The 11,434-nt window shown below is 61.0% G+C and carries 9 protein-coding genes; 5 read left to right on the top strand and 4 right to left on the bottom strand.

Features of this window, described 5'->3' with window-relative positions; translation table 11 throughout:
- The first annotated feature begins 37 nt into the window (after positions 1–37).
- From ABIE32_RS12585 to ABIE32_RS12595, 3 genes are all read left to right on the top strand, one after another.
- Entirely contained in the window at positions 38–814 is a 777-nt protein-coding gene (locus ABIE32_RS12585) for an SURF1 family protein (RefSeq protein WP_429016698.1), read from the top strand.
- Between the two features lie 179 nt (positions 815–993).
- On the top strand, positions 994–2,370 hold the full coding sequence (locus tag ABIE32_RS12590) for an ATP-binding protein (protein ID WP_429016589.1): 1,377 nt from the start codon (positions 994–996) through the stop codon (positions 2,368–2,370).
- A complete protein-coding gene (locus tag ABIE32_RS12595; protein WP_429016590.1) occupies positions 2,333–2,875 on the top strand; it encodes a response regulator transcription factor in 543 nt (180 codons plus the stop codon). Before ABIE32_RS12590 ends, ABIE32_RS12595 begins: the two co-directional genes overlap by 38 nt.
- 125 nt (positions 2,876–3,000) lie before the next feature.
- On the opposite strand, the gene ABIE32_RS12600 is transcribed toward ABIE32_RS12595, so the two are convergent.
- On the bottom strand, positions 3,001–3,900 hold the full coding sequence (locus ABIE32_RS12600) for a LysR family transcriptional regulator (protein ID WP_429016592.1): 900 nt from the start codon (positions 3,898–3,900) through the stop codon (positions 3,001–3,003).
- Positions 3,901–4,118: 218 nt separating this feature from the next.
- Between ABIE32_RS12600 and ABIE32_RS12605 the strand changes: the two genes are divergently transcribed.
- Positions 4,119–5,237 (top strand): YeiH family protein, encoded by a 1,119-nt coding sequence (locus tag ABIE32_RS12605; protein WP_429016594.1) that lies wholly within the window; start codon positions 4,119–4,121, stop codon positions 5,235–5,237.
- A 145-nt stretch (positions 5,238–5,382) separates the two neighbouring features.
- Positions 5,383–6,660 (top strand): O-acetylhomoserine aminocarboxypropyltransferase/cysteine synthase family protein, encoded by a 1,278-nt coding sequence (locus ABIE32_RS12610; RefSeq protein WP_224149505.1) that lies wholly within the window; start codon positions 5,383–5,385, stop codon positions 6,658–6,660.
- Positions 6,661–6,771: 111 nt separating this feature from the next.
- Here ABIE32_RS12610 and ABIE32_RS12615 read toward each other — a convergent pair whose 3' ends face one another.
- The 3 genes from ABIE32_RS12615 to ABIE32_RS12625 form a co-directional block, all read right to left on the bottom strand.
- Complete coding sequence (locus ABIE32_RS12615; RefSeq protein ID WP_377779645.1) at positions 6,772–7,383, bottom strand: OmpW/AlkL family protein; 612 nt, start codon at positions 7,381–7,383, stop codon at positions 6,772–6,774.
- A gap of 238 nt (positions 7,384–7,621) precedes the next feature.
- Complete coding sequence (locus ABIE32_RS12620; protein WP_429016597.1) at positions 7,622–8,623, bottom strand: DUF808 domain-containing protein; 1,002 nt, start codon at positions 8,621–8,623, stop codon at positions 7,622–7,624.
- Positions 8,624–9,073: 450 nt separating this feature from the next.
- Positions 9,074–11,296, bottom strand: coding sequence for a 3-hydroxybutyrate oligomer hydrolase family protein (locus tag ABIE32_RS12625; RefSeq protein WP_429016599.1), 2,223 nt, complete (start codon positions 11,294–11,296; stop codon positions 9,074–9,076).
- Positions 11,297–11,434: the final 138 nt, after the last annotated feature.

Below are 11,434 nucleotides of genomic sequence, written 5' to 3' on the forward strand. Positions count from 1 at the left end.
GGATGTAAAGCCCCCGCGTTCCGCCCTCTTCCAGGCGATGCTTGCATGTGTAGGCATCGCCTTGTTTTTAGGCTTTTGCGCATTGGGCACCTGGCAGGTTTACCGCCTGCAATGGAAGCTCGATCTGATCGACCGGGTGGAACGCCGCGTCCATAGCGCGCCCCAGCCCCCCCCTGCGCCATCCACCTGGCCCCGGCTGGATGCCAAGGCGCAGGAATACCAGCCCACTACCCTGCATGGCCAATGGCTGCCAGCCCAGACCGTGCTGACGCAGGCCACCACCGCACTGGGTGCAGGTTTTTGGGTGATGACACCGCTGCAGCAGCCTGACGGCACTCAGGTGCTCGTCAACCGCGGTTTCGTGCCTGACGGCCTGCGCAGCAACTGGAGCGATGCGGCGCAGTTGGCAGCAGCAACACCGACTGGCAACGTCACCGTCACCGGTCTTCTGCGCGCCACCGAGCCCAAAGGAGGCTTTCTGCGCAGCAATGATCCGGCAGGCAACCGCTGGTACTCACGCGACGTGCAGGCGATTGCACAGGCGCGCGGACTGGCGCAGGCGGCCCCGTTCTTTGTCGATGCAGGCCTGCCGGACGACGGCCCCACCGTGGTGGGCGAGACCAAACGCAGCAGCAACGCAGATCTGCAAAGCCAGCAATGGCCGCAGACCGGGCTCACGCAGATCCGCTTTACCAACAACCACCTTGTCTATGCCCTGACCTGGTATGGCCTGGCCCTGATGGTGGCGGGTGCCGCGTGGCTGGTGGTGCGCCACCAGCGGCGTGCTGACAGCGGCCATGGAGGCGTGGATTAAAAATTCATAGCATGCCACGCTGCAGCTTGCTGCATTTCGGGCATAAATGCATTGAAAGTCCATCAAAGAGAGCGCATGCCGCTCTCTTTTTTATTGCACCGGGACGAAATGCAGCGGCGTTTCATGGTGCGGCCGCCTGGGCGGCAACTGTGACACCGGGGCTCAGGCACAATTGACGGGTGTCATTTCCTGCAGACTCCCTTTTCCGCGTCACCCATACCACCGACCGCCAGAACATGCAGTTGCTCATACAACTGCGCTGGCTGGCCGTAGTGGGCCAGGTGGTCACCATCTCGCTGGTGCACTGGGGCCTGGATATCCATTTGCCGCTCACCGAGATGCTCTCCGTTCTGGCGGGGCTGGTCATCATCAACCTCGCCTGCATCTGGTGGCTGCGCTGGCGCCAGCACGATATATCGTCAGCAGACCTGTTTGTGGCGCTGCTGGCCGATGTATCCGCGCTCAGCATGCAGCTGTACCTGAGTGGTGGCGCCAACAACCCCTTCATTACGCTGTTCCTGCTGCAGGTCACCTTGGGGGCCGTGCTGCTCAAGCCCTTCTATGCCTGGGCGATTGTCGGGGTCACAGCATGCTGTGCAGTGGCGCTGGCGTTCTTCTCCCTTCCGCTGCAGATCATGTCGAACCGGGGCGGCTCCATGCACACGCTGTACCTGATCGGCCTGCTGATCAGCTTTGGGCTCAATGCCACTTTGCTGGTGGCGTTCATCAACCGCATCATGGCCAATCTGCAATTGCGCGATGCGCGCCTGGCCGACCTGCGCCAGCGTGCCGCCGAAGAAGAGCACATCGTGCGCATGGGCCTGCTGGCGAGCGGCGCCGCGCATGAGCTGGGCACGCCGCTGTCCACGCTGGCCGTCATCCTGGGCGACTGGCAGCGCATGCCAGCCATTTCCCAGGACAGCGAGTTGATGGACGACCTGCACGAGATGGAGCAACAGGTGCAGCGCTGCAAGTCCATCGTCACCGGGGTACTGCTGTCTGCCGGCGAGACGCGGGGCGATGCGCCACAGACAACCAGCCTGGTGCGCTTTCTGGACCGGGTGGTGGAACAGTGGCGCAGCCACCGCCAGCCCGCCAATTTCGAGTTCCGCAAACAGCTGGCGCGCGATGTGCCCATCATCTCGGATACCGCGCTGCAACAGATGATTTTCAATGTACTGGACAATGCACTGGAGGCATCGCCCGGCTTTGTGCAACTGTGGGCCACCTGCCCGGCAGATGGATCGGACGACGAGGACGGCCACGCCCTGCTGGAGCTGGTGGTGACCGACAGTGGCCCGGGTTTTCGCAGCGACATCCTTGCCCAGCTGGGCAAGCCATACCAATCCACCAAGGGGCGGCCTGGCAGCGGTCTGGGCCTGTTTCTGGTGATGAATGTTGCCCGCTCGCTGGGCGGCCATATCGAAGCCCGTAACCGGGAGCAGCATCTGGGCGGCGGCGCTCTGGTACGTATCCGCCTGCCGCTGGCTGCCATTGCCCTGCATGACGAACAACACCATGACGCAAACGCAAGAACGCCTGTTACTGCTGGTTGAAGACGATGCAGCTTTTGCCCGCACCCTGCGCCGCTCGTTTGAGCGCCGCGGCTACCGCGTGCTGCACGCCAGCAGCGCCGATGAGGTGCAGGTCCTGCTGCAGACCGAGCAGCCCCAGTATGCGGTGATGGATCTGAAGCTGGCCGGCAATTCGTCGGGCCTCTCGTGCGTGCAGTTGCTGCATGCGCAGAATCCCGATGCGTTGATCGTGGTGCTGACCGGCTATGCCAGCATTGCCACGGCGGTGGAAGCCATCAAGCTGGGCGCCTGCCACTACCTGGCCAAGCCGTCGAACACCGACGATATCGAAGCCGCATTCAGCCGCATTGAAGGCACGACCGAGGTCGATCTGCCCCAGGCAACCACGTCGATCAAGACGCTGGAGTGGGAAAAAATCCACGAAACCCTCGCCGAGACCGGCTTCAACATCTCGGAAACCGCACGGCGCCTGGGCATGCACCGGCGCACGCTGGCACGCAAGCTGGAAAAGCAGCATGTGCGGTAGCGCTGCAGTGCTAGAAGCTGCTATCAAAAATCATAGCGTGCTGCGCTTTCTGCTATTGGACTCTAGATAAAAAACCTCATAAGACTGGGCAACGCAAAGCGCTAGTAGCTCTGTAATTCATAGCATCACGCGGCATCCAGGCAGGCTTGCACCAGAGCCTGAAGCACGGGCGAGCGCTTTTTGCCACGACGCTGCAGCAGAGAAAACGGCCGCTGCATGGCAGGCAGCTCGGTCGCCAGTATCGCCAGCTCTCCCCGGTCCACCCAGGGCTGCGCAATCACCCGCGAGAGGCAGCTGATGCCTGCACCGCGCGCCACGGCCGTGCAAATCGCCTCCGAGCTCCCCAGCACTGCCACCACCGGCCATTCATGCAGGTGCGACAGCACGGCAAACTCCACCGCCTCGCGCGTGCCCGAGCCCTCTTCGCGCAGCAGCCAGCGGCAGGCGCGCAGCTCCTGTACCGAGAGGGGCGCCTGCCGGGCGTGTTGCACCAGCGTATCGCCCGCAGCAGCAATCAGCACCAGTTCGTCGTCGCGCCAGGGCTGCACTTCCAGCTCTGTCCAGTGACTGGCTCCCTCGATGAAGCCCAGGTCCACCCGCGCATCTGTGACCGACTGCGCCACCTCGCGCGTATTGCCGATCACCACATCAAACCGAACCTGCTCATAGCGCTGCATGAAGCCTGCCAGGATGGGCGGCAGCACATGGTTGGCAATGGTGGTGCTGGCCGCCAGCCGCAGTTGCACAGGGGCGGCTGGGGCCGTGGCCCGCGTCGCCTGCTCCAGCAACTGTGCCTGCTCCAGCAGCGCCTGTGCCTCGGGCCACAGGCTGCGGCCCAGGTCGTTCAGGACAAGACGCTTGCCCGTACGCGCAAACAACTGGGCGCCCATGCCGGTTTCAAGCTGCTGCAAGGCCGCACTGACTGCCGATTGTGAGAGCCCCACGGCATTCGCCGCAGCCACTGTGCTGCCGCTTTGGGCGATGGCGCAAAACACTTCCCATTGGCGCAGGCTGAGGTGAAGCATGGATTCCTCGCAGGTGAACAGGGATCAGACACCGTTACGTACCACCACAATGAACCAAAGCAACGGTTTATTTTTGTGACAACTACCTATTTTATAGGTAGATGATACATAAACAATTAGTTATACGAATATAAGAAAAATTTCTATAGTGGCGACATTCCCGCTCTGGCGGTGCCTGCTCGGGTCATCTTGAGACAGTACTGGCCTCGCCCCATTTCATGTCACAAGCCACTTCCTCCCTCTCCCCAGTCGGCAGCCATTCGTGGTTGTCCGCCGGCAAACAACTGGTTCCCGGCCTGCTGCTGTGTGGAGCCATCACCTGGGTTGCCAGCGACCTTGCAGCCCTGCCCTGGTTCAGCAGCAAGGGCTTGTCTGCACTCACGATCGCCATCGTGATCGGCATGCTGATCGGTAACACCGTCTATGGCTGGGTACAGGCGCCCGCCGATGCTGGCGTAGGTCTTTCCAAACAGAAACTGCTGCGCCTGGGCATCATCCTCTACGGGCTGCGGCTGACATTTCAGGACATTGGCGCGCTGGGCATCCATGGCGTGCTCATCGACGCCATCGTGCTGACCAGCACCTTTGTCCTGGCCCAATGGCTGGGCAAGCGCTGGCTGGGACTGGATCCACGCACGGCCATACTCGTGGGCGCGGGCAGCTCAATCTGCGGCGCTGCCGCTGTTCTGGCCACGGCCCCCGTGGCCAAGGCGCGTGCCGACGATGTGGCGGTTGCCGTTGCCACCGTGGTGGTGTTCGGCACCATTGGCACCTTTCTCTACCCCGCCTTTTACCAGTGGAATCTGGCGGCGCAATGGCTGCCATTGCCCGAATCCACCTATGGTCTGTGGGTAGGCTCTACGGTACACGAGGTTGCGCAGGTGGTGGCTGCAGGCGAAGCCATCAGCAGCAGCGCTGCGGACATGGCCGTGGTGGCCAAGATGGTACGGGTGATGATGCTGGCACCGTTTCTCATCATTCTGTCAGCCTGGCTGGCCCGGCACGAGTCGGTAGCGCCAGCAGCACCAGGCAAGCCCAGCATCGGCAGCACTGCAGATACCGAGAAAAAACCATTGCTGGCGCGCATCACCATTCCCTGGTTTGCTCTGGGATTCATAGCGGTTGCAGGAATCCATTCGCTGGGCATCATCCCACAGGCGGCGCTCACCGCAGGTGTCCAGTTGGACAACGTTCTGCTCACCATGGCCATGGCGGCTCTGGGGCTCACCACCCATGTGCGCGCCGTCAAGGCGGCGGGTGTCAAGCCGCTGCTGTTGGCCCTCATCCTGTTTGTCTGGCTGGTGGGCGCAGGCCTGGCACTCAACAGCTGGCTGTAGCACGTTGCTTCATGCAGCCATGGCATCGCTCCACACATACATGGAACCAATGGCTTCATAAGCAAATGCGAACAATGTATTTGCCCGCCTGGGCAAAGCTGTTACAACCATTGCTTTTGCCAAAACGATTCTGGAGCCACCCGCCATGCGCATTGAAACCCTTGCCGTCCACGCCGGCTATTCGCCCGATCCCACGACCAAGGCTGTGGCCGTGCCCATTTACCAGACGGTAGCCTACGCGTTCGACAGTGCCCAGCATGGCGCCGACCTGTTCGACCTGAAGGTTCCAGGCAATATCTACACCCGCATCATGAACCCGACCACCGACGTGCTGGAAAAGCGCGTGGCGGCCTTGGAAGGCGGCATTGCCGCACTGGCCGTGGCATCGGGCATGGCGGCCATCACCGCCGCCATACAGACCCTGGCCGAGGCGGGCGACAACATCATCAGCGCCAGCACGCTCTATGGCGGCACCTACAACCTGTTCGCACACACGTTCCCGCAGCAGGGCATTGAAGTGCGCTTTGCCGACCCGCGCGATCCCGCCAGCTTTGACAAGTTGATCGACGACAAGACCAAGGCCGTCTTCATCGAATCCATCGGCAACCCGCTGGGCAATGTGACCGACATTCGCGCTCTGGCCGATGTGGCCCACAAGCATGGCGTACCACTGATCGTGGACAACACCGTACCCTCCCCCTATCTGCTGCGGCCATTTGAATTTGGCGCCGACATCGTCGTGCACTCGCTCACCAAGTACCTGGGCGGCCATGGCACCAGCGTGGGTGGCGCCATCGTGGACAGCGGCAAGTTCCCCTGGGCAGAGCACAAGGCCCGCTTCAAGCGCCTGAACGAGCCAGACGTGAGCTACCACGGCGTGGTCTATACCGAGGCCCTGGGCCCTGCGGCCTTCATCGGTCGCGCCCGCGTGGTGCCGCTGCGCAATATGGGGGCAGCCATCTCGCCGCAGAATGCCTTCCAGATCCTGCAGGGCATCGAAACCCTGGCACTGCGCATGGACCGCATCTGCGAGAACACCCAGAAAATTGCCGAGGCCCTGCAAAACCATCCCAAGGTGGAATGGGTGCGCTACGCAGGCCTGAAAGACCATCCGGACCACGCCATCGTGCAGAAGCAATCGGGTGGCCGCGCCTCGGGCATTCTGTCATTCAGCCTCAAGGGCGACGAGGGACGAGCCGCCGGTGCGCGCTTTCTCGATGCGCTGCAGCTGTTCACCCGCCTCGTGAACATCGGCGATGCCAAATCGCTGGCCACGCACCCCGCATCCACGACCCACCGACAGCTTGATGCGGCTGAACTGGCAAAGGCTGGCGTGACCGAAGGCATGGTGCGCCTGTCGGTCGGCATCGAACATATCGACGACCTGCTGGCTGATCTGCAGCAGGCGCTCGCCCAAGTCTAAGACTCAAGGAAACCTGTAGCGCTCAACTGCAGAGCGCATTCAGCTACATTTTCCATAGTAAAAAGGCATGCCAATGATGGCATGCCTTTTGCATGGAAATAAAGGTGATGGTCAGAAGCGATAGCCTACGCCCACACCCACGAGCCAGGGATCCACCTTGAACGATCCAACCTTTTTGCCAGCCGAGCTGACATCGGTCTTGATGTAGACCTTTTTCACATCAAAGTTGATCGACCAGTTCTTGTCGAGCATGTAGTCAAAGCCCACCTGCATGGCTGGGCCAAAACTGTTCTTCTTGATCGACGGATCGAGCGCCGCCTGTACGGCGGGGTCAAAGCGCACATTCGAAAAGCGCGTGTAGTTGATACCCGCGCCCACATAAGGCTTGAACGCGCCCATGCCGGTGAAGTGATACTGCGCCAGCAGTGTAGGAGGCAGGTGCTTGAGCGAACCGATCTTTGCGCCGTTGGAGCGCAGATCATGCTTCTGTGGGTATGTCAGCACCAGCTCTGCTGCGATATTGGGAGTGAAGAAGTAAGACACATCCAACTCGGGAATGGTCTTGTCATTGATCGACAGGCCAAGCCCGGTGGAGTCCTTGTTGGCGCTGTCCAGATTGACGGCACGCACGCGCACCATCCAGGGCCCTTCAGCCTGCTGCGCCATGGCCGTGCCGGCCGTCAGCGCACAAACAGCCAACGCTGCCATCATTGCTTTCTTCATCATCATTGCCTTCGCTGCGACTTATGTCGCATGGATTGAGAATTGACTGAAAGCCCCGTGCACCGGCAGCACCCCGGAGAAAAAGTCCGCTGCCGAAATGGGGCGTTTCCATGGCAATAGATGATCACCAATTCTCGCATTGGCTGCTTTGACACAGATCAGGCCTCATGCCCGGCACCATCAAAAACGGCCGGGAATCCCCGGCCGTATCATCGTGAACCCAGGGTTCGCGCTCGCGTCAGTGACCGCGCAGCTTGTGCCACCCCTCCATGCACAGCACCACCACGCCGCCAATGATGGCGCCAACCACCACATGCACCAAGGTAGGACCGACAACTGCGGCGACCCCACCCAATGGTTCGATGCTGTCCTTGATCCAGTGCTCGATCGGGCCGATACCGTGCACCAGCAGGCTGCCACCCACCATGAACATGGCAGCCGTTCCGACAATGGACAGCCCGCGCATCAGCCACGGCGTGAACGCGATCATGCCGCGGCCAAAGGCCTGCGCTGCAGCGCTCTTCTTGGCCATCAGCCAGCTACCCACATCGTCCATCCGCACGATGCCGGCCACCAGGCCATAGACAAACACGGTGATGGCAATCGCCACGGTGACCAATACGGCAGCCTGCTCCCAGATGGGTTTGGTCGACACCGTGCCCAATGCGATGGCCATGATCTCTGCAGACAGAATGAAGTCGGTGCGGACCGCGCCCTTGACCTTCTGCTTCTCATACTCCTGCGGGTCCATCTGCTTTTCGTGCGCAGCACGCACGGACGAAGGTGCAACACCGGTCTTCTGCGCCTCGGCAGAATCGGCCAGCACCGTCTTCACATCGTGTTTTTTCTGCTTGTGGAAGATGTCCAGAATTTTCTCGACACCTTCAAAGCACAGGAAAGCCCCACCGACCATCAAGAGTGGTGTGATCAGCCAAGGCGCAAAGGCACTGATCAGCAAGGCTGCCGGTACCAGAATGGCCTTGTTCCACAGGGAGCCCTTGGCTACAGCCCACACCACGGGCAGTTCGCGGTTTGCCTTGACGCCGGTCACCTGCTCGGCATTGAGCGCCAGATCGTCCCCCAGCACACCCGCCGTTTTTTGCACGGCTACTTTGGTCTGCGTGGCCACATCATCGAGGATGGCCGTGCTCTTGCCGGCTGCCGTTTTCGTCATCAGGGCAACATCGTCCAGCAGCGTGGCGATATCGTCCAGCAGCATCAATAGTCCAGCACCAGCCATTCAAGACTCCGTGTATGAAAAGGTGGCAAATCATAGCCATTTCGGCCATCGCTGCATTCACAAATCCCGCAGCTCTGTACGTTTTGTTGAACAGTATTCACAAAACTTTATACAAGCCCCGTCAACCAACACGCCTGCCCACCCGTTGAACACCCATCTCCACCAATCAGGTGAAAGGAAGTGAAATGAATACCGTGTTTGCTGTATGGCCTGAAGATGAACGTGACCGCAAGCGTGCCCCTGCCCGTTTCTGATTTTTCCATGTGTGTTGCTGGCAGGTGAGAATTCGTCTTAGAGCCATTTAGCTCCGATCTACCGCGAAGCCATCACACTTTCAAAAAACTAGTCCCGCAGCGCAAGCTGGCGGGACTTTGTTTTTGGCATCCGATCTCTACAGACTGGAGGAGCAGAAGCCTTTGCGCTTCACCGTAGTCCAGTCGAGACGCCGGTTCAGTTCGGCAAGGTCACCATGGGAATCGATCCCGTCACCGTGATCGTGTCCCCTGCCCCCGGCGTGGCCTTGAGCGGTGGCACATTGCTTGCAGCAATCGGATTGGCTGCACCAGGTGTACCGCCTCGCGGCGTGGTACGCACCACCTGGCTGGCAGGCAAAGCAGCACCCTTGGTCACGTTGGCCCACACGGCATCCATGGCCTGGTTGAAGTAGGTATGCAGTGGCACAAACCGCGTATCAAACCCCGCAAACGGCAGGAAGGCATCAAAGTGCTGGGCATTCGTCACTTCGATGTAGCGCAGCTTGCTCTGCGCCCCTTCGACACCACCGTTCAACGCTGTGTAGGCGCGCGCATTCACATTCACCGGAATCAGCGCATCGCTGCGCCCTGCCACGATGATGGTGGGCTTGCCGCGCAGATTGCCGGTCACTTTCACTTCCTGCATGCCTGCACGCACCGCATCGCTTTGGGCTTGAGTGGGCACACTGGCAGCAGACAGGGACTTGCCTGTCACCGGATCCTGCCCCGATGCAAGAGCATATTGGCACAGTGCGTTGTCCAGCCCCAGGTCCGCCTTGCCGGTCGACGGCGACACCGTCATCAGCCATGAACGAGCCCCCCCGACCGAATCGTTGTACACCACGGTCGCAGGCGAGCCATTGGCTGTGCCGTTGGCCACCGCCGCACTCTGCGCCAGTGCTGGAGGCGTGGCAGCCATCACCTCGCCGGTTGCACTGGCAGCTGCAAAGCTGGTGTTGCACAGATTGGCATCTGCACCGAAGCGCCCGTACGCCATGGTGTACATGGCAGAAAGGATCGGACCATTGCCCAGCCCATAGTGGGCGTTGTGCATCTGGTCATGCTCTTTGGTCCAGCCCTTGGCGTGCAGTTTGCTCAAGGCGTCTGCCGCGCGTTCTGCCGTGGTAGCGCCTGTCACCAGGCCTTTGGCAGCCAGCCCTTCGCAGCGCGCTTCGGCCCGCGTCTTCATTGCCACAAGGCCGATGTAATTGAAGATTGATGTCTCCGAGAGTGCTGCAGCGTCAGCCAGGGCGGCGCAAGGCTGGTAGATATTGCCCCAGGTGGTGTACTCGGCCAGCGCGGTTCCACCCATGTTGTATGACGTGACGTTTTCGCTCTCCGTGCCTTGCCTCACATAGATGGGCTTTCCTGCCGGGATCTGCGTCACCGGCTCGCTTGCAACGACTCCGTCCACAAAACCGTCGCCGTCCAACTCTGCTGCCCGGAGGACTGCTGCGCCACCATTGGATGCAGAACCCGCAATCACTACCGTGTTGTTCCTGTCGAAAGGCACAGGATCATCCTTGGTGCCGTACTTGGCATTGAGCACGTACATCGCGTAATGGCCAGCCGCCAGCGTATCGCCGCCCCAGTCCTTCTCGGGATTCTGCTGCGAATGCGCATGCTTGATGGCGATGCGGTTGGGAAAGGCCGCGTTGTACGCGGCACGCGCGGCATCGGTCAGGTTGGCCGCGAAGAAGGACAAGGCACCGGCATCCTTGCGTGCAGCGCGGGAGCCATCGACCTTGTTCACCGTGTCGTCGGCCAGATTGTGCAGTCCCACACCCTTGCCTGCATCGGTCAGCGCCACGGCGCAGCCCTTCTTCAAACCCCACTCACCGGCCGTGCCAATGGCGCCATAGACGCCGCGCGAACCAGACGAAGGACCCAGCACCAGGCAAGGCCTGGATGCACTGAAGCTGTCAGGCACCATCACCGCAATCACGGTCTGCTTGCGGCCAGTTCCGTTGTCCAGCACCGCCAGGTATTCACTGCCAGGGATCAGACCTTCACCGGTTGTCACCGCACCGTCTGCGGTAATGTTGGGGCCATACAAGGAGCCATAACCACCGCCTGCGGTGTAATCCAGAATTCCCCGGTAGTTGGAGAACAGGGCATTGCGCCGCAGCTCCGCCACCGTCGGATTGGCCGGGTCGGCATATGCGGGCGCTGCAGCCGCCCCCAGCCCGGTCTTGCCAATGCCGCCCGTCAACAGGTCCTGCATCGCTGCGGTGCTGCCGGCCCCTGCCGTCGTGGCCGGATAGCTTGTCTGGCTGATTTCCGTGATGCCCTGCGGCAATTCGTTCCTGGCCGATGAACCACCACCTCCACCACATGCTGCCAGCGCCGCGCCCGCCAATACAGTCATCGTCCAGCGCATGCTACGACGCATTGCGCCCGCGCACCTTGTTCGGTCCATGTCGTCTCCTCTGTTTGTTGTAGGCCGCCGATGTACCGCGTATGTGGCGATGCACACCAGCCCCGCAACACTAACGACAGTGCCTCCAACCGACAAGGCCCACAGGCTAGGTGAAACACCAATAACGTGAAACTACTT

The organism is Comamonas sp. 4034 (assembly GCF_050434545.1).
In the GTDB taxonomy this organism is placed as follows: Bacteria; Pseudomonadota; Gammaproteobacteria; order Burkholderiales; family Burkholderiaceae_C; genus Comamonas; species Comamonas odontotermitis.